Source organism: Pseudomonas sp. MYb541 (assembly GCF_037479595.1).
Classification (GTDB): Bacteria; Pseudomonadota; Gammaproteobacteria; order Pseudomonadales; family Pseudomonadaceae; genus Aquipseudomonas; species Aquipseudomonas canadensis.
Map to the genome: position 1 here is coordinate 20,474 of NZ_JBBGYS010000050.1, position 21,205 is coordinate 41,678.

At 61.1% G+C, this 21,205-nt stretch carries 19 protein-coding genes; 6 read left to right on the forward strand and 13 right to left on the reverse strand.

Annotated features, from left to right (window positions below; translation table 11 throughout):
- Positions 1-3: 3 nt before the first annotated feature.
- The 4 genes from WH299_RS25185 to WH299_RS25200 all read left to right on the forward strand — a co-directional run bounded on the left by WH299_RS25185 (position 4) and on the right by WH299_RS25200 (position 7,026).
- Positions 4-3,165, forward strand: a complete 3,162-nt coding sequence (locus WH299_RS25185) for an efflux RND transporter permease subunit (RefSeq protein WP_122724771.1) — start codon at positions 4-6, stop codon at positions 3,163-3,165.
- Entirely contained in the window at positions 3,162-4,619 is a 1,458-nt protein-coding gene (adeC, locus tag WH299_RS25190; RefSeq protein WP_016975095.1) for an AdeC/AdeK/OprM family multidrug efflux complex outer membrane factor, read from the forward strand. The genes WH299_RS25185 and adeC overlap by 4 nt, the downstream gene beginning before the upstream one ends.
- A gap of 172 nt (positions 4,620-4,791) precedes the next feature.
- The gene (locus WH299_RS25195) at positions 4,792-6,042 is read left to right on the forward strand and encodes an OprD family porin (RefSeq protein WP_339551612.1); all 1,251 of its coding nucleotides are present in this window, start codon (positions 4,792-4,794) and stop codon (positions 6,040-6,042) included.
- A gap of 84 nt (positions 6,043-6,126) precedes the next feature.
- The gene (locus WH299_RS25200) at positions 6,127-7,026 is read left to right on the forward strand and encodes a polysaccharide deacetylase family protein (RefSeq protein ID WP_122724765.1); all 900 of its coding nucleotides are present in this window, start codon (positions 6,127-6,129) and stop codon (positions 7,024-7,026) included.
- A gap of 3 nt (positions 7,027-7,029) precedes the next feature.
- Here the strand turns inward: WH299_RS25200 and pcaC are convergent, their stop codons facing one another.
- The 11 genes from pcaC to pcaR all read right to left on the reverse strand — a co-directional run bounded on the left by pcaC (position 7,030) and on the right by pcaR (position 17,980).
- Positions 7,030-7,422 (reverse strand): 4-carboxymuconolactone decarboxylase, encoded by a 393-nt coding sequence (pcaC, locus tag WH299_RS25205; protein WP_028619276.1) that lies wholly within the window; start codon positions 7,420-7,422, stop codon positions 7,030-7,032.
- A 187-nt stretch (positions 7,423-7,609) separates the two neighbouring features.
- Entirely contained in the window at positions 7,610-8,401 is a 792-nt protein-coding gene (gene pcaD, locus WH299_RS25210; RefSeq protein ID WP_339551614.1) for a 3-oxoadipate enol-lactonase, read from the reverse strand.
- Positions 8,402-8,411: 10 nt separating this feature from the next.
- Positions 8,412-9,767, reverse strand: coding sequence for a 3-carboxy-cis,cis-muconate cycloisomerase (locus WH299_RS25215; RefSeq protein WP_339551616.1), 1,356 nt, complete (start codon positions 9,765-9,767; stop codon positions 8,412-8,414).
- A 10-nt stretch (positions 9,768-9,777) separates the two neighbouring features.
- Complete coding sequence (locus tag WH299_RS25220) at positions 9,778-11,073, reverse strand: MFS family transporter (protein ID WP_016975088.1); 1,296 nt, start codon at positions 11,071-11,073, stop codon at positions 9,778-9,780.
- A 188-nt stretch (positions 11,074-11,261) separates the two neighbouring features.
- Positions 11,262-11,828 carry a protocatechuate 3,4-dioxygenase subunit alpha gene (pcaG, locus tag WH299_RS25225; protein WP_122724759.1) on the reverse strand — a complete coding sequence of 189 codons (567 nt, stop codon included), beginning with the start codon at positions 11,826-11,828 and terminating at the stop codon, positions 11,262-11,264.
- A gap of 1 nt (position 11,829) precedes the next feature.
- Positions 11,830-12,534 carry a protocatechuate 3,4-dioxygenase subunit beta gene (pcaH, locus tag WH299_RS25230; protein ID WP_123476469.1) on the reverse strand — a complete coding sequence of 235 codons (705 nt, stop codon included), beginning with the start codon at positions 12,532-12,534 and terminating at the stop codon, positions 11,830-11,832.
- A gap of 17 nt (positions 12,535-12,551) precedes the next feature.
- A complete protein-coding gene (gene pcaF, locus WH299_RS25235; RefSeq protein WP_185035896.1) occupies positions 12,552-13,754 on the reverse strand; it encodes a 3-oxoadipyl-CoA thiolase in 1,203 nt (400 codons plus the stop codon).
- Positions 13,751-14,530: a CoA-transferase subunit beta gene (locus WH299_RS25240; protein WP_028619270.1), complete on the reverse strand. Its 780-nt coding sequence runs from the start codon at positions 14,528-14,530 to the stop codon at positions 13,751-13,753. Before WH299_RS25240 ends, pcaF begins: the two co-directional genes overlap by 4 nt.
- The gene (locus tag WH299_RS25245; RefSeq protein ID WP_122724753.1) at positions 14,530-15,387 is read right to left on the reverse strand and encodes a CoA transferase subunit A; all 858 of its coding nucleotides are present in this window, start codon (positions 15,385-15,387) and stop codon (positions 14,530-14,532) included. Before WH299_RS25245 ends, WH299_RS25240 begins: the two co-directional genes overlap by 1 nt.
- Positions 15,388-15,651: 264 nt before the next feature.
- On the reverse strand, positions 15,652-16,992 hold the full coding sequence (locus WH299_RS25250; protein ID WP_095015016.1) for an MFS transporter: 1,341 nt from the start codon (positions 16,990-16,992) through the stop codon (positions 15,652-15,654).
- Between the two features lie 145 nt (positions 16,993-17,137).
- A complete protein-coding gene (gene pcaR, locus WH299_RS25255) occupies positions 17,138-17,980 on the reverse strand; it encodes a pca regulon transcriptional regulator PcaR (protein ID WP_028619267.1) in 843 nt (280 codons plus the stop codon).
- 559 nt (positions 17,981-18,539) lie between these two features.
- Between pcaR and WH299_RS25260 the strand changes: the two genes are divergently transcribed.
- Positions 18,540-18,740, forward strand: coding sequence for a hypothetical protein (locus WH299_RS25260; protein ID WP_003189295.1), 201 nt, complete (start codon positions 18,540-18,542; stop codon positions 18,738-18,740).
- Between the two features lie 312 nt (positions 18,741-19,052).
- Complete coding sequence (locus WH299_RS25265; RefSeq protein WP_028619266.1) at positions 19,053-20,528, forward strand: inorganic phosphate transporter; 1,476 nt, start codon at positions 19,053-19,055, stop codon at positions 20,526-20,528.
- 152 nt (positions 20,529-20,680) lie between these two features.
- Here WH299_RS25265 and ccoM read toward each other — a convergent pair whose 3' ends face one another.
- Together ccoM and WH299_RS25275 are read right to left on the reverse strand one after the other, a co-directional pair.
- Positions 20,681-20,797 carry a cytochrome c oxidase subunit CcoM gene (gene ccoM / locus WH299_RS25270; protein WP_003172387.1) on the reverse strand — a complete coding sequence of 39 codons (117 nt, stop codon included), beginning with the start codon at positions 20,795-20,797 and terminating at the stop codon, positions 20,681-20,683.
- Between the two features lie 143 nt (positions 20,798-20,940).
- On the reverse strand, positions 20,941-21,102 hold the full coding sequence (locus WH299_RS25275; RefSeq protein WP_017137225.1) for a hypothetical protein: 162 nt from the start codon (positions 21,100-21,102) through the stop codon (positions 20,941-20,943).
- Positions 21,103-21,205: the final 103 nt, after the last annotated feature.

Sequence of the window (21,205 nt, forward strand, 5' to 3'; positions counted from 1 at the left end):
CCCATGTCGAAATTTTTTATCGACCGTCCCATTTTCGCCTGGGTAATTGCCCTGGTGATCATGCTGGTCGGGGCACTGTCGATCCTGAAGTTGCCCATCAACCAATACCCGGCCATCGCGCCCACCGCCATCGACATCCAGGTGACCTACCCAGGCGCGTCCGCACAAACCGTGCAGGACACCGTGGTGCAGGTCATCGAGCAACAGCTCAACGGTATCGACAACCTGCGTTATGTGGCCTCGGACAGTAACTCCGACGGCAGCATGACCATCACCGCGACGTTCAACCAGGGTACCAACCCGGACATCGCCCAGGTTCAGGTGCAGAACAAGCTGAACCTGGCGACCCCACTGCTGCCGCAAGAAGTGCAGCAGCAGGGTATCCGCGTGACCAAGTCGGTGAAGAACTTCCTGATGGTAATTGGGCTGGTGTCGGAAGACGGCAGCATGAACAAGGACGACTTGTCCAACTACATCGTGTCCAACATCCAGGATCCGATCTCGCGGACTGCGGGTGTGGGTGACTTCCAGGTGTTCGGTTCACAGTACGCCATGCGTATCTGGCTTGATCCGGCCAAGCTGAACAACTACCAGTTGACCCCGGTCGACGTCAGCACCGCCATCTCGGCCCAGAACGTCCAGGTGGCCACCGGTCAATTGGGCGGCCTGCCTGCCCTGCCCGGCACCCAGCTGAACGCGACCATCATCGGCAAGACCCGCCTGCAGACCGCCGAAGAGTTCGGCAAGATCCTGATGAAGGTGAACACCGACGGCTCGCAGGTTCGCCTGCGTGACGTCGCGCGTATCGAACTCGGCGGCCAGAACTACAGCATCAGTGCACAGTTCAACGGCAAGCCGGCTTCCGGTATGGCGATCAAGCTCGCGTCGGGCGCCAACGCCCTGGACACCGCCAAGGCCATCCGTGCCACCGTGGCGTCCCTGGAACCGTTCTTCCCGCCGGGCATGAAGGCGGTGGTGCCATATGACACCACGCCTGTGGTGACCGAATCGATCTCCGGTGTGGTGCACACCTTGGTCGAAGCGATCGTGCTGGTGTTCCTGGTGATGTTCCTGTTCTTGCAGAACTTCCGCGCCACCATCATCACCACCATGACCGTGCCGGTGGTATTGCTGGGTACCTTCGGGATCCTGGCGGCGTTCGGCTTCACCATCAACACCCTGACCATGTTCGGCATGATCCTGGCCATCGGCTTGCTGGTGGACGATGCCATCGTGGTGGTGGAAAACGTCGAGCGGGTGATGGCCGAGGAACACTTGTCGCCTAAAGAAGCGACGGTCAAGTCCATGGGCCAGATCCAGGGCGCCCTGGTGGGTATTGCCTTGGTACTGTCGGCGGTACTGTTGCCGATGGCGTTCTTCGGCGGCTCCACCGGTGTGATCTACAAACAGTTCTCCATCACCATCGTTTCGGCCATGGCGTTGTCGGTACTGGTTGCCCTGATCTTCACCCCGGCCTTGTGCGCCACCATGCTCAAGCCGATCGACCCAGAGAAGCACGGCCAACCCAAGCGTGGTTTCTTCGGCTGGTTCAACCGCACCTTCGACCGTGGCGTACTGAGCTACGAGCGCGGCGTGGGCAACATGATCAAGCACAAATTCCCAGCGTTTTTTGTGTACCTGGTCATCGTCCTCGGCATGATCTGGCTGTTCACACGCATTCCTAGCGCGTTCCTGCCGGAAGAAGACCAGGGTGTGATCTTTGCACAGGTCCAAACCCCGGTCGGCTCTTCGGCTGAACGTACGCAAAAAGTCGTCGACGACATGCGCGCTTTCTTGCTCAACGACAAGGAAGGCGAGCCAGGCGAAGGCAAGGCCGTGAAATCGGTGTTTACCGTAAACGGCTTCAACTTCGCTGGCCGCGGCCAGAGTTCGGGCTTGGCGTTCGTGATGCTCAAGCCATGGGATGAGCGTGACGCTTCCCAGTCGGTATTCGAAGTGGCTAAGCGTGCCCAGGGTTACTTCTTCGGGGCCTTCAAGGACGCTATGGTATTTGCCATCGTGCCGCCTTCGGTTCTGGAGTTGGGTAACGCCACTGGTTTCGACGTGTTCCTGCAAGACCAGGGCGGTGTCGGCCACGAAAAACTGATGGAAGCGCGTAACCAGTTCCTGGGGATGGCTGCACAAAGCAAGATCCTCGCAGGTGTACGTCCCAACGGCGTGAACGACGAGCCGCAGTACGAACTCACCGTCGACGACGAGAAGGCCAGCGCCCAGGGCATTACGCTGTCGAGCATCAACCAGACCCTGGCGATCGCCTTGGGTGGCAGCTACGTCAACGACTTCATCGACCGTGGTCGGGTGAAGAAGGTGTACGTGCAGGGTGAGGCCGCTAGCCGGATGTCACCGGAAGACCTGGACAAATGGTACGTGCGCAGCGACTCCGGGAAGATGGTGCCGATGTCGGCCATTTCCTCGGGCAAGTGGATCTACGGTTCGCCGAAGCTGTCGCGGTATAACGGTGTAGCGGCGATGGAAATCCTCGGTACCCCGGCACCGGGCTACAGTACCGGTGACGCCATGGCCGAGGTCGAGCGTATCGCCAAGCAATTGCCGGCGGGCGTAGGTTATGCCTGGACGGGCCTGTCGTACGAAGAACGTCTGTCCGGCTCCCAGGCACCTGCGCTGTACGCCCTGTCGCTGCTGGTGGTGTTCCTGTGCCTTGCGGCCCTGTACGAAAGCTGGTCGATCCCGATTGCGGTGGTACTCGTTGTGCCGCTGGGCGTGGTGGGTGCGTTGATCGCTACCAGCATGCGCGGGCTGTCCAACGACGTGTTCTTCCAGGTGGGCCTGTTGGTGACGGTGGGCTTGGCGGCGAAGAACGCCATCCTGATCGTGGAATTCGCCAAAGAGCTCCACGAACAGGGCAAAGGCATTGTCGAGGCGGCCATCGAGGCGTCCCGCATGCGTCTGCGTCCGATCATCATGACCTCCATGGCATTCATCCTCGGCGTACTGCCGCTGGCGATCTCCTCGGGTGCCGGCTCAGGCAGCCAGCACGCCATCGGTACCGGTGTAATCGGCGGTATGATCACGGCCACTGTGCTGGCGATCTTCTGGGTGCCCTTGTTCTTCGCAACCGTATCCGCCGCTGGCGAACGTAAAAAGACTGACACAACTGAAACCCCTAAAGAGGCTGGCCAATGAGCAAGTCGCTACTTTCCCTAGCCGTCACGGCATTCGTGCTCAGTGGCTGCTCGCTGATACCTGACTATCAGCGCCCCGAAGCGCCGGTGGCCGCACAGTTCCCGCAGGGGCCGGCGTATTCGTCGGCCCAGGCGCCGAGCCAGGCCGCTGCCGAGCAGGGCTGGAAGCAGTTTTTCCATGACCCTGCCCTGCAACAGCTGATCCAGACCGCGCTGGTGAACAACCGCGACCTGCGTGTCGCGGCCCTGAACATCGACGCCTATGCCGCGCAGTACCAGATCCAGCGCGCCGACCTGTTCCCGGCCGTGTCGGCCACGGGCAGCGGCAGCCGTTCACGTACGCCGGCCCGCCTGTCGCAGACCGGCGAATCGACCATCAGCAGCCAATACTCGGCCGGTCTCGGGATCAGCTCCTATGAGCTGGACCTGTTCGGTCGCGTACGCAGCCTGAGTGAAGAAGCCCTGCAAAAGTACTTCGCCACTGAAGAAGCGCGGCGCAGTACCCAGATCAGTCTGGTGGCCAGTGTGGCCAATGCCTACCTGACCTGGCAGGCCGACAAGGAACTGCTCAAGCTCACCCAGGACACCCTGGATGCCTACGAGCAGAGCTTCAAGCTCACCTCGCGCAGCAACGAAGTTGGCGTGGCCTCGGCCCTCGACCTGAGCCAGTCGCGCACCTCGGTGGAAAACGCCCGGGTTGCCCTGGCGCGTTATACCCGCCAGGTGGCCCAGGACGAAAACAGCCTGACCCTGCTGCTGGGCACCGGCCTGCCGGCGAATATCGCCAGCAAGCCGCTGTCGGATGACCTGCTCAGCGAAGTGCCGGCCGGCTTGCCGTCCGACCTGTTGCAACGTCGCCCCGATATCGTCCAGGCCGAGTACAACCTCAAGGCCGCCAACGCCAATATCGGCGCGGCCCGTGCTGCGTTCTTCCCGAGCATCACCCTGACTGCCAGTGCCGGCACCGCGAGCCCAAACCTGGGCGGCTTGTTCAAGGGCGGCTCGGGCACCTGGTCGTTCGCCCCGCAGATCAACATCCCGATCTTCAACGCCGGCAGCCTCCGCGCCAGCCTGGACTACTCGAAGATCCAGAAAGAGATCAACGTGGCGAACTACGAGAAGGCGATTCAGACCGGCTTCCAGGAAGTCTCCGACGGCCTCGCCGCACGTGAGACCTACAAGCAGCAACTGGATGCCCAGCGTGGCTTCGTCGCGGCCAACCAGGATTACTACCGCCTGGCCGAGCGTCGCTACCGCATTGGTGTCGACAGCAACCTGACGTTCCTCGATGCCCAGCGCCAACTGTTCAGTGCCCAGCAATCGCTGATCACCGACCGCCTGGCGCAACTGACCAGCGAGGTCAACCTGTACAAGGCCCTCGGCGGCGGTTGGAACGAGCAGACTGCGAAGAACGAGCCGTTGAAAGAAGAAGCACCGGCGCTGAAGTTGTTCTGATAGCACCTACGTCAACAAAGCCCACCTCTTGGTGGGCTTTTTGTTTTCAGGGGTTGGCCAACTTGCGTTCGATCATCGCCCACAACCCGCTCTCCCCCACTTTCATCGCCCCCATACCGCCCCGCACCATGGCCGCCACCTGCATAAACCCAATAACAACAGGTCAAACACCATGAGCACTTTCCACCCGCGCCGGCTCTTGCTGGCAACCGCTGTCGCCAGTCTCGCCCTGCCCGTCGTCGCTGAAGAACACGGCTTTCTCGAAGACGCCAGCGCCAACCTCAACCTGCGCAACTTCTTCTTCAACCGCAACTACACCAACCCCACCAAGACCCAGGGCGGCGCGCAGGAGTGGACGCAGAGTTTCATCCTCGACGCCAAGTCTGGCTTTACCCAGGGCACGGTGGGGTTTGGCGTGGATGTGCTGGGGTTGTATTCGTTGAAACTGGATGGCGGACGCGGCACCGGGGGCACCCAACTGTTGCCGTTAGACCGTGATGGCCGCCCGGCGGATGAATTCGGGCGTCTAGGGGTGGCGTTCAAGGCGCGTATTTCCAAGACGGAAGTGAAGGTCGGCGAGTGGATGCCGGTGCTGCCGATCCTGAGCTCGGACGACGGCCGCTCCCTCCCGCAAACCCTGCGTGGCGGGCAAATCACCTCGAAAGAAATCGATGGCCTGACCCTCTATGGCGGCCAGTTCCGGGCCAACAGCCCGCGCGACGACAGCAGCATGACTGACATGTCCATGTTCGGTAAAACCGCCTTCACCTCGGACCGTTTCAACTTTCAGGGCGGCGAATACGCGTTCAACGACAAACGCACCCAGATCGGCCTGTGGAATGCGCAGCTCAAGGACATCTACAGCCAGCAGTTCGTCAACCTGATCCACAGCCAGCCTATCGGCGACTGGACCCTGGGCGCCAACCTGGGTTTCTTCTACGGCAAGGACGACGGCAGCGCCCGCGCCGGCGACCTGGACAACAAGACCTGGTCCGGCCTGTTCTCCGCCAAGTACGGCGGCAACACCTTCTATGTGGGCCTGCAAAAACTCACCGGCAACAGCGCGTGGATGCGCGTCAACGGCACCAGCGGCGGCACCCTGGCCAACGACAGCTACAACGCCAGCTACGACAACGCCCAGGAGAAATCCTGGCAAGTACGTCACGACTACAACTTCGCCGCCCTCGGCGTGCCCGGCCTGACCCTGATGAACCGCTATATCAGTGGCAGTAACGTGCACACCGGCACCATCACCGACGGCAAGGAATGGGGTCGCGAAACCGAAGTGGGCTATACCGTGCAAAGCGGCGTGGCCAAAAACCTCAATGTGCGCCTGCGTAACTCCAGCATGCGCCGCGACTACAGCAACAATGAGTTCGACGAAAACCGGTTGATCGTCAGTTACCCGATAAGCCTGCTGTAAACCATCATTGACCTTGCTGTATGGTGCGCGCCTGCCGCTGCTGAGCTGAATCAGCAGCGGCTTTCATTCGAGCCCGCGCACACCATGAAATCCTTCGCTTATGCGTCCGCCCTGCTAGCCCTGGCCCTGAGCCTCAGCGGCTGCATCGGCGCGCCCATTGCCCTCACGCCGCAAACCGAGCAACGCCTGCAAGCCCAGGCACCGATCCGTTTCCTGCTGACCTTCGATGACGGCCCGAGCGCGTCGGGCTACAACAACCCGAGCCGGTCGGTGATCGACGACCTGGCGCAGAACCCGGTGCTGCCGGGGATCAAGGCGGTGTTCTTCTTGCAGACCGAAGCAGCCCGTTCCGGCGGCAGCGCAAGGGGCCGCAAGACCATGCAGCGCGAGTATGCGGCCGGTCACATCCTGGCCTTCCACACGGCCACGGGGTTTCACACCAACCACCGCTGGCTGAGCGATGCCGAACTGGAAAGCACCCTCAGCCAAGGCGCCGCCGATATTGCAGCGATCACAGGCGCGCCGCCGGTGCTGGTGCGCCCGCCGTTCTGGAATTACGACCGACGCACCTTCGCCGCCTACCAGCGCCATGGCATGCACGTATTGCTGACGGACCTGAGCGCCAATGACGGCAAGATCTGGGGCTTCAACGGCAGCCCGCGCCGCCGAGCCAATTTATACCGGCAACTGTCGGTGGTGCGCGAGCGCATTGCGTTGGGTGAGTTGCCGACGGTGGACGGGGTGATACCGGTGGTGGTGACCTTCCACGACATCAACCGCTACACCGCGCGGCATATGCAGGAGTACTTGCAGATCCTGCTGGACAGCGCCCGGATCAACGGCATGAAGACTGCCGCCGAGCCCTTCTACACCGACACCGCCCAGCTACAGCGCGCGGCGCTGGCGCGTACGGTCAAGGAGGTGAGTGAAGAGGTGCATCTGCCAGGCGTGTGGAATTGGGTGTGGGACGCCGACTCCCACTGACCCCTATTCCCGCGACTCAACCCCCAACTCATCCCACACCGACTCCGCCAAGTGGAACGTCGCATTCGCCGCCGGGATCCCACAGTAGATCGCGCTCTGCATCAGCACTTCCTTGATCTCGGCACGGGTCACGCCATTGCTGGCGGCGGCGCGCAGGTGCAGCTTGAGTTCTTCGCTGCGGTTCATGCCGATCAGCATGGCAATGGTGATCAGGCTGCGGGTGTGTCGGGGCAAGCCGGGACGGGTCCAGATGTCACCCCAGGCGTGCCGGGTGATCATTTCCTGGAATTCACTGTTGAATTCGGTCAGGGCATTGAGGCTGCGATCGACATGGGCATCGCCCAGCACTTCACGGCGCACTTGCAGGCCTTCGGCATAACGTTGTTTCTCGTCCACGACAAATTCTCCGTATTCAAATCGATTACTTGTGGTGAGCGGGCTTGTCCCGCGCGGGGCTGCGGAGCAGCCCTAAAACCTGACAACTCCACGCTCATCTGAATAAGTGCGTCGCCTTCATTGGGGACGCTTCACGCCCCAGCGCGGGGCAAGCCCGCTCACCACAACAAGCTCCCTCGCCGCAGGTTTAATGCACCAGCAGAAACTCCAGCACGCGGTCGCTGAACGCCGTACCGGCCTGCACATTGGACAGGTGCGCCGCATAGAACTCGGCGTACTCGGCACCCTGCACATGGTTTTGGATAAAGTGACCGCCGGCCGGCGGTGTGACGACATCTTCAGTGCCGGCAATGACCAGGGTCGGGACTTTGATTGAAGCCAGTTGCTCACGGAAATCCGCATCACGCACCGCCGCACAGTTGGCGGCATAACCTTCGGGTGAAGTGACCGCCAGCATGTCGGTAATCTGCTTGGCCTGGTGCGGGTTGGCCGCCGCAAAGTCTGCGGTGAACCAGCGTGCAATCGATGCATCGCGCAGCGCCACCATCGCCGCCGCCCCATCACGCAGCACCATTTCAATGCGCGGGTTCCACACCTCGGGCGTGCCGATCTTGGCGGCGGTGTTGCACACCACCAGGCGCTGCAGACGCTGGCCAGCATGGATGCCCAGCCATTGGCCGATCAAGCCGCCCATGGACAGCCCACAGAAATGCGCGCGTTGGATATCCAGAGCATCCAGCAGCGCGATCACATCCTGACCGAGTTGCTCGATGCTGTAGGGGCCTGGAGTCACCAGGGACTTGCCATGGCCACGGGTATCGAAACGCAGCACGCGAAAATGTTGGGTGAAGACCGGGATCTGGATGTCCCACATGTGCAGGTCGGTGCCCAACGAGTTGGAGAGCACCAGCACGGGCGCACCCTCAGGCCCGTCCAATTGGTAATGCAGTTCGCCCTCGGCGAGTTGTACAAATGCCACGATGGTCTCCTCAAGCAAAGTGTTCGGCTACGGCGCGGGTGACCCAGGTGTGGGCCTGGCCCAGGTAGTGGGCGGGATCAAGCAAACGGTCCAATTCAGTTGCAGACAACTCGGCGGTGACCTGTGGCTCATCCGCCAGTACCGCCCGCAGGTGAAGCCCCTCTGCAACGGCACGCTTGCAGCATCGCTCCAGCAGATGGTGCGCGGTTTCGCGGCCCAGGCGCTGGGCAAGCACGATGCTGACGGCTTCGGCCAATACCAGGCCTTGGGTCAGGTCGAGGTTTTGTGCCATGCGCTGCGGGTCGACTTCCAAGCCTTCGCTCACCAGCAACGCCTGTTGCAACGCCCCGGACACCAAGCGGCAGATTTCCGGCAGGGTTTCCCATTCGGCATGCCACAGGCCCAGGCTGCGTTCGTGCTCCTGGGGCATGGCGCTGAACATCGTCGAGACCAGGCCCGGCACGCGGGTAGCGGCGCTGATCAGCACCGCCGCGCCCACCGGGTTGCGCTTGTGCGGCATGGTGGACGAACCACCCTTGCCTGGTGCGGACGGTTCAAAAACCTCGGCGGCTTCGGTCTGCATCAACAAGCTGATATCACGGCCCAGCTTGCCCAGGCTGCCGGCGATCAGGCCGAGCACGCTGGCGAACTCTACCAAGCGATCCCGTTGGGTGTGCCAGGGTTGTTCGGGCAAGGTCAGTTGCAACTCAGCCGCCAGCGCTTCGGCCACCGGCATGGCCTGTTCGCCAAGCGCTGCCAAGGTTCCGGATGCACCACCGAATTGCAGTACCAGCAAACGCGGTTTCAGCTGCGCCAGACGCTGGCGATTGCGGGTGACAGCGCCCAGCCAACCGGCGATTTTCATTCCCAGGGTGACCGGCGTCGCATGCTGCAACCAGGTACGCCCGGCCAATGGCACGCCGGCATAGCGCTGGGCCTGGGCGGCAAGAATGTCGCCCAGACGCACCAAATCCGCCTCGATCAACCCCACCGCCCGCTGCAGTTGCAGCACCAGGCCGGTGTCCATCACATCCTGGCTGGTCGCGCCCAGATGCACGTAGCGCTCGGCCCCGGCATCTTCACTGGCAATCAACTTGCCCAGCGCCTTCACCAGCGGAATCGCCGAATTCCCCGCCGTGGCAATCGCCACGCCGAGGGCATCCACGTCGTACAACGACGCCAGGCAGGCCTGGGCAATCGGTGCGACGGCGGCCTGGGGAATCAAGCCGACCTGGGCCTGGGCCCGGGCCAAGCCCGCTTCAAAATCCAGCATGCCCTGCAAGCGTCCCTGATCGCAGAACACCTCGGCCATGCTGCCCGCCGTGAAGTAAGCGTCGAACAGTTGATTGCTCGTGCGCAGCGTCATAACGCGTCCCTTATAGATCGTGGTGCAAGTACTCTGCCTGTTTCGGCAGGCGCAAGCTGAACAGGAAGGCCACCGCCATCATGCCGGTGACGTACCAGTAGAAGGTGTTTTCCATGCCCATGGATTTGAGGCCCAGGGCCACGTATTCCGCCGAACCACCGAAGATCGCGTTGGCCACTGCATAGGCCAGGCCGACACCCAGGGCACGCACGTGAGGCGGGAACATTTCCGCCTTCACCAGGCCACTGATCGAGGTGTAGAAGCTGACAATGGCCAAGGCCAGGGAAATCAGCACAAAGGCCAGGAACGGGTTGGTCACGGTTTTCAGGGTCAGCAGGATCGGCACGGTGCACAGCGTGCCAAGGGCGCCGAACCAAAGCATAGAGTTACGACGGCCGATCTTGTCCGAGAGCATGCCGAACAGCGGCTGCATGCACATGTACACGAACAGCGCGCCGGTCATGATGTAGCTGGCAGTCTTGGCGTGCATCCCGGCCGTGTTCACCAGGTATTTCTGCATGTAAGTGGTAAAGGTGTAGAAAATCAGCGAGCCGCCGGCGGTGTAGCCGAGCACGGTGATAAACGCCGCCTTATGGTTGCGGAACAACGCGGCCACGCTACCGGCGTCCTTGTCCTGGCGCATTTCCTTGCTGGTGGTTTCCTTGAGGGTGCGACGCAGCAACAGGGAGATCACCGCCGCAATGGCGCCGATCACGAACGGAATCCGCCAGCCCCAGGCGCGCAATTCTTCTTCGGTGAGGATCTGTTGCAGGATCACCACCACCAGCACCGCCAGCAGTTGCCCGCCGATCAGCGTCACGTACTGGAACGACGCGAAGAAACCGCGCTGGCCCTTGAGCGCGACTTCACTCATGTAGGTCGCGGTGGTGCCGTATTCGCCACCCACCGACAAGCCCTGGAACAGGCGCGCCACCAACAGCAACGCCGGGGCCCAGGCGCCGATGTCTTTATAGGTGGGCAGGAAGGCGATGACCAGGGAACCGGCGCACATCATCAGCACCGAGATCATCATCGAATTCTTGCGCCCGTGCTTGTCGGCGACCCGGCCAAACAGCCAGCCGCCGATAGGGCGCATCAGGAAGCCCGCGGCGAACACACCGGCGGTGTTGAGCAGTTGGACCGTAGGGTCGTCCGACGGGAAGAACGCCGGGGCAAAGTAAATGGCGCAGAAGGCATAGACGTAGAAGTCGAACCATTCGACGAGGTTGCCGGAGGACGCCCCGACGATCGCAAAAATCCGTTTGCTGCGTTCTTCTCCGGTGTAGTGACTCGTTGTTGTTGTCATGTTTTTTCACTCAGTGGGAACGTGTGTAGCCTAGACATACTTTGCAACAACCATGTTCCGCAAGAAAACTTTTGGGTAGGTGGTGCCTGAACCGGCCTCATCGGGGGCAAGCCCCCTCCCACATTTGATAGGCGGTGCGGTCAACATGTGGGAGGGGGCTTGCCCCCGATGGGGCCCTAAAAAACCACTCAATAATCGAAGAACACCGTTTCCTTATCTGTCCCCTGCAAAATCACATTCCACTGATACACCCCCGCCGCATCCTGTTGGGCGATCAAGGTGCCACGACGCTCCGAGGGCACACACGCCAGCAACGGGTCATCCCCATTCAACGCCTCGCCCTCGAAATAGATCCGCGTGAGCAAGTGCTTCACCAAGCCACGGGCAAACACCAGCACCACCAAATGCGGCGCTTGGGTCGTGCCTTTCAGGCCAGGAACCGCACCCGGCTTGATGGTGGTAAAGCGAAACCGCCCTTCGGCATCCACCGGCACCCGGCCGAAACCTTCGAAGTTCGGGTCGACGGCTTTGTCCTGCTCATCTTCCGGATGGTCATATTTGCCGGCGGCATTGGCCTGCCAGACTTCGAGCATGGCGTCGTTGACGACATCGCCATTGCCGTCCACCACCTGCCCGCTGATCGCCACACGCTCGCCAAGGGTGGCGGCCACGGTGAGGTCTTCGCGGTTCAGCCAGGTCAGGCCGATGTGGTAATACGGCCCGACGGTGTGGGACGTGGTCGCGTTGAGTGTCATCTCATTTCTCCATCGGCGTGGCGTCGCGGCCGCGCAGGACGATGTCCCAGCGGTAGCCGAGGGCATAGGAAGGAATGGTTTTTTCCAGGTCGAAGCTGGCGATCAAACGTTGCTTGGCCGAAGTGTCCGGCACGCAGTTGTAGATCGGGTCGTATTCCAGCAGCGGGTCGCCGGGGAAGTACATCTGCGTGACCAGCCGCGTCAGCACGCTCGGGCCGAACAGCGAAAAGTGGATATGCGCCGGGCGCCACGCGTTGTGGTGGTTGCCCCACGGATAGGCGCCGGGCTTGATGGTCTGGAACTGGTACCAGCCCTCGGCGTCGGTGACGGTGCGGCCGGTACCGGTGAAGTTCGGGTCCAGTGGCGCATCGTGCAGGTCGCGCTTGTGGTTGTAGCGACCGGCGGCGTTGGCCTGCCAGATTTCCACCAGAATGCCCGGCACCGGCAGGCCGTTTTCGTCGAGCACGCGACCATGAATGATGATGCGTTCGCCCTGGGGCTCGCCTTCATGCTGGGCCGTGAGGTCATTGTCCTTCTCGTTGACATGCTCGGCGCCGATGGTCGGACCGGTGATTTCCGACAAGGAATGGGGCAGGAACACCAACGGCTGGGACGGCGAACGCAGGTTCGTCGACTGGTAGGCCGGGTGCAGGTAATCAGGTTGAGTGCCCGCTTGCGGGCGCCGGTATCCAGGCTTGTCACTCATGGTGCAGTCCTCTCTTATTAGATGCGTTCAATCGCCAGGGCCAAGCCTTGGCCGACGCCCACGCACATGGTCGCCAGGCCTTTGCTGCCGCCGGTTTTTTCGAGTTGGTGCAGGGCCGTCAGCACCAGCCGCGCGCCGCTCATGCCCAGCGGGTGGCCGAGGGCGATGGCGCCGCCGTTCGGGTTGACCTGCGGCGCGTCGTCGGCAATGCCCAGTTCACGCAGTACAGCCAGGCCTTGGCTGGCGAAGGCCTCGTTGAGTTCGATCACATCGAAATCGGTCACGGCCAGGCCAAGACGCTCGACCAGCTTGCGCACGGCCGGCACCGGGCCAATGCCCATCACACGCGGCGCGACACCAGCGCTGGCCATGCCCAATACGCGGGCGCGGGCGGTCAGGCCATGTTTCTTGACCGCTTCGGCGGAGGCCAGGATCAGCGCCGCCGCACCGTCGTTCACGCCCGAGGCGTTGCCAGCGGTGACGGTTTTGTCCGGGCCGTTGACCGGCTTGAGCTTGGCCAGGGCTTCCAGGGTGGTGTCGCGTGGATGCTCGTCGTGCTCCACCACAGTTTCGCCTTTTTTATGCGCAACCCGCACCGGCACGATCTCTTCGGCGAAAAAGCCGGCGGCTTGTGCAGCAGCGGTACGTTGCTGGCTGCGCAGGGCAAAAGCGTCTTGGTCGGCGCGGGACACCTTGTAGTCGTCGGCCACATTGTCGGCCGTCTGCGGCATTGCATCCACGCCGTACTGGGCCTTCATCAACGGGTTGATAAAGCGCCAGCCGATGGTGGTGTCTTCCAGCTTCATGTTGCGCGAGAACGCCGCGTCGGCCTTGCCCATCACGAACGGCGCGCGGGACATCGACTCGACGCCACCGGCAATCGCCAGCTCCATTTCACCGCTGGCAATCGCGCGGAAGGCGGTGCCGATCGCGTCCATGCCCGAGGCGCACAAACGGTTGAGGGTCACACCCGGAATGCTCTCCGGCAGGCCCGCCAGCAACAGCGCCATGCGCGCCACGTTGCGGTTGTCTTCACCGGCCTGGTTGGCGCAGCCGAGGAACACTTCATCGACGGCAGTCCAATCCACCGAAGGGTTGCGCTCGATCAACGCCTTGATCGGCAGCGCTGCCAGGTCATCGGCACGCACGGTGGACAAGCCCCCGCCGAAACGACCGATGGGGGTACGGATGGCATCACAGATAAATACATCGCGCATCAGGCTTCTCCAGGCGCTTGGCCATGGGCGGCCGCGGTACGTGCTTCAAGGTCACGCAGGGCGGTCAGCTCCACATCAGTCGGTTCGGCGGTGGTGTCGACCTGGTCGGCAAAACGGATCGCCCAACCGGTGGCGGCCACCACTTGCTCACGGGTCACCCCAGGGTGCAGCGCAGTGACCACAAATTCATGGGTGCCCTCTTCCGGCTCCATGATGCACAGGTCAGTAATAATCCCTACAGGACCGGCGCCCGGCAGGCCCAGGCGTTTACGCGAGTCACCTCCTTCGCCATGGCCGACCGAGGTGATGAAGTCGAGCTTGTCGACAAACGAACGCGCCGACTGTTTAAGGATGATCAGCACGCTCTTGGCCGAACCAGCAATTTCCGGCGCGCCACCGGCACCCGGCAGGCGCACTTTAGGCTGGTGATAGTCACCGACCACGGTGGTGTTGATGTTGCCGAAACGGTCGACCTGGGCTGCGCCGAGAAAGCCCACATCGATGCGTCCGCCTTGCAGCCAATAGCGAAAGATCTCACCGGTCGGTACGACGGTGTCGGCGGTTTCCGCCAGTTCGCCATCACCGATGGACAGCGGCAGTACCGACGGTTTGGCGCCAATCGGACCGGACTCGTAGATCAGCACCACATCCGGCGACGAGGTCAGGCGCGCCAGGTTGGCCGCCTTCGACGGCAGGCCGATGCCGACGAAGCACACGGAGCCATTCTTGAGGCGGCGCGCGGCGGCGACGGTCATCATTTCATTGGTCGAGTAAGCCATTACTTGGCCTCCTGCGCGGTGGCCAGTCTGGCCTGGAATTCGGTGAAATCGGCGGTGCCGTGGATGTATTCATCGATCCAGGCAGTAAAGGTCCCACGGTCGCGGGCGATCGGGTCCCACGCCTGGTAGAAGCGGTTATCACGCTCGTTGTAGCCGTGGGCGTAGGACGGGTGCGCGCCACCCGGCACATGACACACCGCCGTCAGCGCCCAGGTCGGCAGTACGCAACTGTTCATCGGCGCATTCAGGTCATCGACGATTTCTTCGACGGTGACGATGCAACGCTTGGCCGCCAGAGCCGCCTCTTTCTGCACACCGAGGATGCCCCACAACAACACGTTGCCCTTGCGATCAGCCTTTTGCGCATGGATCACGGTGACGTCCGGACGCACCGACGGCACCGCCGCCAGCACTTCGCCAGTGAATGGGCAGGTCACGGTCTTGATCAGCGGGTTGACCTTAGGCAAGTCGGAACCAGCGTAGGCACGCAATACTGCGAACGGCAGGCCCGAGGCACCGGCGACGTAGGCATTGGCCAGGTCGGCGTGGCTGTGTTCTTCGATTTCCAGCGGTTGCGGCCATTGCTTCTCGACCGCGTCGCGCAGGCGATGCAAGGAGCCCACACCCGGGTTGCCGCCCCAGGAGAAAATCAGCTTGCGGGCGCAACCGGCACCGATCAACTGGTCGTAGATCAGGTCAGGTGTCATGCGCACCAGCGTCAGGTCTTTCTTGCCCTGACGAATGATTTCATGACCCGCTGCCGTAGGGATCAGATGGGTGAAGCCTTCCAGCGCGACGGTGTCGCCGTCGTTCACAAATTGCTTCACCGCGTCACGCAGCGCGAGGATTTCAGCCATGGGGTTCGGGCTCCCGGTATGGATCGAAAAAGGCGCTGAGGTGGCGCCGAAGTGCTTGAAGATTAAGCCGGGGAAATGGGCCAAACAATCCGATAATCGACTCAGCGTTCGATTATCGAACGGATTGTTGCCTAGCTAATAATCTGGAGGAATGCGGTCAATGTGGGAGCCGGCTTGCCTGCGATGGCATCGCCGCAGTGTCACTTGCATACCGAGTCGCCTGCATCGCAGGCAAGCCAGCTCCCACCGGAAAAGCGGCCATGATCAGGTAGCGTCGGCGTGGCTGACCATTCCTTTGATAACGACAGCGGCCGTGGCCAATGCGGCAGGAATCACCAGGGCGGTGAGCACTTGCTCGAAGTTCCAGCCCAGGCCCAGCAAGGTCGCGCCCATCCAGGCACCGAGGATCGCACCGAAGCGGCCAATGCCGAGCATCCACGACACGCCAGTGGCGCGACCTTGGGTCGGGTAGAAACGTGCGGCCAGAGACGGCATTGCCGACTGCGCACCGTTGACGCACATCCCGGCAACCAGCACCAGGGTTGCCAGCAGCGTGATATTGCCCAGGCTCTGCCCTACCGCGTAGGCAAACACCCCGGCCAGCAGGTAGAAGATGCCGATGACCTTGTGCGGATTGAACCGGTCCATCGCCCAGCCCACGCCCACCGCGCTCAACACACCACCAAACTGGAACAACGCACCGATAAACGCGGCCTGTTCCAGGCTGGCGCCGCTGTCACGCATCAGGGTCGGCAACCAACTGGTGAGCAGGTAGACGATCACCAGGCCCATGAAGTAGGTGAGCCAGAGCAGCAACGTGCCGGCGCTGTAGGTACCGGAGAAGATCACCGCAAACACGTTGCGCGCCTTGACGGTTTTTTGCTCGGGCACGCTGAAATGGGTGGCTTGGGCGACGATGCTGGGTTCGATGGGCGAGAGGGTTTTGCGCACCTTGTCGGTGCCCCGGTTACGCACCACCAGGTAGCGTGCCGACTCCGGCAGCCACAGCATCAGCACCACTACCAGAATCAATGGCAGGATGCCGCCGATCAGCAACAAGGCATGCCAGCCGAACGCCGGGATCAACTTGGCCGAGATAAACCCGCCACCCGCCATGCCCAGGTTGAAGCCGCAAAACATGCTGGTCACCAGCAATGACTTGTGGCGTTCCGGTGTGTATTCGGACAGCAGCGTCGTGGCGTTCGGCATGCCGGCGCCCAGGCCCAATCCCGTGAGAAAACGCAGCACCAGCAATTGATCGACGTTGCTGCTGTAGGCGGACGCCAGGCTGAACGCGCCAAACACCAGCACTGCGCCCACCAGCACCACTTTACGGCCGAAGCGGTCGGCCAACGGGCCGGAACCCAAGGCGCCAAACACCATGCCGATCAACGCAGCGCTCATCACCGGGCCGAGGCTGGCGCGGTCGATGCCCCAGTCCTGGGACAGCGCCGGTGCGATGAAACCCATGGCGGCAGTGTCGAGGCCATCGAGGAAAACGATCAGGAAGCACAGGATCACCACGCGCCACTGATAACGTGACAGTGGCTGGGCGTTAATGAAGGACTGGACGTCCAACGTGGAACCGACAGAAGGCTGATTCATTGTTTTTATTTCCACACCGATGGCGGGCTGACGACCTGGGGTCGTCGTTATTATTGGGGCGCTTCAACAGCGCTGCCGCACAGTAATAAGTCGCAGGAAAGACCGTCAATTGAGCAAACCGGGATCTGTGCGGTGACCGAACAGCTTAAGCGAACAGCTGCGCGCTCAACTCACGGCTGGCGCTGAGCATGCTCGGCAGGAAGCGCTGTTCCAACTCACTGCGGCTGACGCGTCCGGCGTGGGTGCTGACGTTCAGCGCGGCCAGCACCTGGCCCGAGGCGTCATACACCGGCACCGCGATGGAACGCAGGCCTTGCTCCAACTCTTGGTCGACGATGCACCAGCCTTGCTGACGCACTTGTTGCAGGCATTCGAACAGCGCTGCGGGGGTGGTCAAGGTGCGGCTGGTCTTGGTTTGCAGGTCGGCGTGGTCGAGGTAATCCTGCAGCGAGGCGTCGTCCAGCGCTGCAAGCAGGATGCGGCCCATGGAGGTGCAATAGGCTGGCAGGCGGCCGCCCACCGACAGGTCCACGGAAATCAGGCGCTGGGTGGTGGCCGAGCGGGCGATGTAGAGGATGTCGTCGCCTTCAAGGGTGGCCATGTTGCAGGCTTCGTGGAGCTGCTCGCTCATGCGGTCCAGGTAGGGCTGGGCCGACACGGCCAACGGTGTGGACGACAAATAGGCATGGCCAAGGGTCAGCACCTTGGGCAGCAACGAATAGGTACGCCCGTCCGTAGTGGCATAGCCGAGTTTGATCAAAGTGTGCAGACAACGGCGCACGGCGGCGCGAGGGATTTCCGTGCGGTGGCTGATCTGGGCGATGGTGAGGTGACGCTTGCGCTCCTGGAACGCCTGCACCACGGCCAGGCCGCGAGCCAGGGAAGTCATGAAGTCCGGATCACCGGTAAACGCCTGGATACGCTTGGCCGGAGAGGCAACGATCGGCGGCGCCACTGACGCGAAAGAGTTGCGCAATTGATCGTTCATGTCGGGGATCCTTTCTCTTATTGTCGACCGCAGGGGAGGTTCGGCTGCTATTACAAGCCGCGTCAGCCGGGATGCACAAGGCAGCGCCGAGAACATTGTGCGATTATCGGACGATCATTCGATTATCGCAATTTGCCGGTGAGCCCCGTAAGCCTGGCCGTAGGATTGATTGAAATTAAGCGGTCCTTATTAGTCTGCAAAGTTGGGCGGATTTTATGACGTCAGAATTCACGCAATTACCGGCACGCCCGTGTAACAAAACCCTCACACAAAGTTGACGGTTTTTAACTTTAAGCTGATAGTGTTATTCAAAGGCGCCGCTATAATGCAGGCTATGTGCAGGCTCGCCTGGTTTGTTTATCTGGAAAGGACCGCCAGATAAGATGCACCCACTGTGCAGGGTCGATCGCGATTACCTGCCTCGAATGCACCACTAACAAGTGACCGCCCGCTCCCATTCCAAACTTGAACGTTTCTACGCTCCAACTTGGAACACGCCGAGCACGCATTCCGGCAAAACGCTGCAACGAATTTACACTCAACTCAATTAGGTAACGATGTGACGAAAGATGAACTGCGCGCGGAACTTGAGCGCCAGGAGCAACGTTACAAGGACGTTTACGGCGGAGAAGTCACCACTTACGCCGCCCAACCTGAACCTGAACGCAAACCATGGCGCAAGCGAGCCAGCCTGCTCGACCAGGCATTTGCCCAGGAAATCCAAAAGATTGAACAAGAGCTGAAAACCGAAGAGCCATAAGCGATCCGGTTCGAGCCTCAAGGTTTTGCCTCGGCTGCTGGCATATAGCTAGCAGCCGGCAACCTTGAATCCCACCACCACGGTAAAATTTCATACAAATGTTTCAGGCGTGACGTTTTTGTGACAAAACCCCGCCTTGTGGCCCCTCTGCTTTATAAATCAAAGACTTGCCAAAGCCCCGAAAACCCTGGGATGCACGCCTTTCCCGGTGTTTTTTTCGGTGAAGATTGTTACCGATGAGCAGCTAGTGCATCGATTACTGAGGTTTTCTGGCATAATCGCGCCCCCTTACGACCGGGTCAGAAAACCTTCATGATCGATTTATTCAGCGGACTGGATGCTTGGGTTCTCGTGAGCCTGTTGCTCGCCCTGGCCTTTGTCCTCGCCTTCGAGTTCATCAATGGCTTTCATGACACCGCTAACGCGGTGGCCACAGTCATCTATACCAAAGCCATGCCGCCGCACCTGGCCGTGTTCTTCTCCGGGGTGTTCAATTTCCTCGGCGTGTTGCTCGGCGGTGTCGGTGTCGCCTACGCCATCGTGCACTTGCTGCCGGTGGAGTTGCTGATCAATGTGAACACCGGCCACGGCTTGGCAATGGTCTTCTCTTTATTGGCGGCGGCGATCACCTGGAACCTGGGCACCTGGTACTTCGGTATCCCGGCTTCCAGCTCCCACACCCTGATCGGCTCGATCCTCGGTGTCGGCCTGGCCAATGCCTTGATCAACGACATCCCCCTGGCTGACGGCGTGAACTGGCAGAAGGCGATCGATATCGGCGCCTCCCTGGTGTTCTCACCAATGGCCGGCTTCCTGGTCGCAGCCCTGGTGCTGATCGGCCTGAAGTGGTGGCGCCCGCTGTCGAAGATGCACAAGACCCCGGACCAGCGCCGCAAGCTCGACGACAAGAAACACCCGCCGTTCTGGAACCGCCTGGTGCTGGTGATTTCCGCCATGGCCGTGAGTTTCGTGCACGGCTCCAACGACGGCCAGAAAGGCATCGGCCTGATCATGCTCGTGCTGATCGGTATCGTGCCGGCGCAGTTCGTCCTTGACCTGGGCAGTACCACTTACCAGATCGAACGTACCCGCGATGCGACCGTGCATTTGAGCCAGTTCTACCAGCGCAACAACGCCACGCTCGGCGAGTTCCTGGCCCTGGGCAAAAGCGTGAAGAACGATCTGCCAGGCAAGTTCCAGTGCAACCCACAGCAGACCGAGCCGACCATCAACGCGCTGGTCGACACCTTGAAAGGCGTGTCCGACTATCATTCGCTGACTTCTGACCAGCGTATTGAAGTGCGTCGCTATTTGCTCTGCCTGGATGACACCGCAAAGAAAGTCGGCAAGCTGCCAGGCCTGGATGCGCGTGAGAAGTCCGACCTCGACAAGCTGCGCAAAGACCTGACCGCCACCACGGAGTACGCCCCGTTCTGGGTGATCCTCGCCGTTGCACTGGCCTTGGGCCTGGGCACCATGGTGGGCTGGAAGCGTGTGGTACTGACCATCGGCGAGAAGATCGGCAAGCAAGGCATGACCTATGCCCAGGGCATGTCGGCACAGATCACCACCGCGACCATGATTGGCTTTGCCAACATCTTCGCGCTGCCGGTGTCGACCACCCACGTGCTGTCTTCCGGCGTGGCCGGCACCATGGTCGCGAACAAAAGCGGCCTTCAAGGCGGCACCGTGAAAACCATCCTGATGGCCTGGGTGCTGACCCTGCCGGCGACGGTAGGCTTGTCGGCCGGGTTGTTCTGGTTGGCGTCGAAGGCGCTGGGTAGTTGATAACCCTGCCGCAATAAAAAAGGTGCGATCCGCGAGGGTCGCACCTTTTTTTATATTCGTATTTCTGTAGAAACCGACTCAAATAGCAGGCAAAAAAAAGGGCGACCGAAGTCGCCCAAAATGCCTTGCGTGCTCATGTAATCTGGAAAAACCTAGGGTTTTTTACGCTTGTTCGCGTCTTTCCAGATAAAAATTCCAAACCCTACAAAAAACAGCACCATGAGGCTTACAGTCAGCACTCCGGCAAACACCACATTATCGATAAACATGACCGGCCTCCTGTGCTTGCCCTGTTGCGATAGGGCTAAGTTAATGGAGAAGGCGAATTGGAAAATTGACGGGGATCAATGTCGCCCGCGACGGGGCGTAAAGAAGGGCAATAACTGACCTGCATCAAGGGATGCAGGTTGTTTCAACGCTTTTTCGGTTTGTTCTTCGGCTTTTTCTTCACTTTGCCGAGTGGCATCGCTTGTTCAAATGCCTGGCGCACTTCATTCAGGCGCTTGTCATTGAGGTCATGCACACGCTTGGCGCGTTCGGCATTCAGGTCGATCAGCTTGTCGTCTTCACTCATGGCTTGGCTTACGCTGTGGAAGGGAATGGCTCAATAATGCGGCCTCCCCCGCTCAACGGCAAATCAGCGGGCGACAAAAGGCAGGGCATCGCCCAAAATCGAG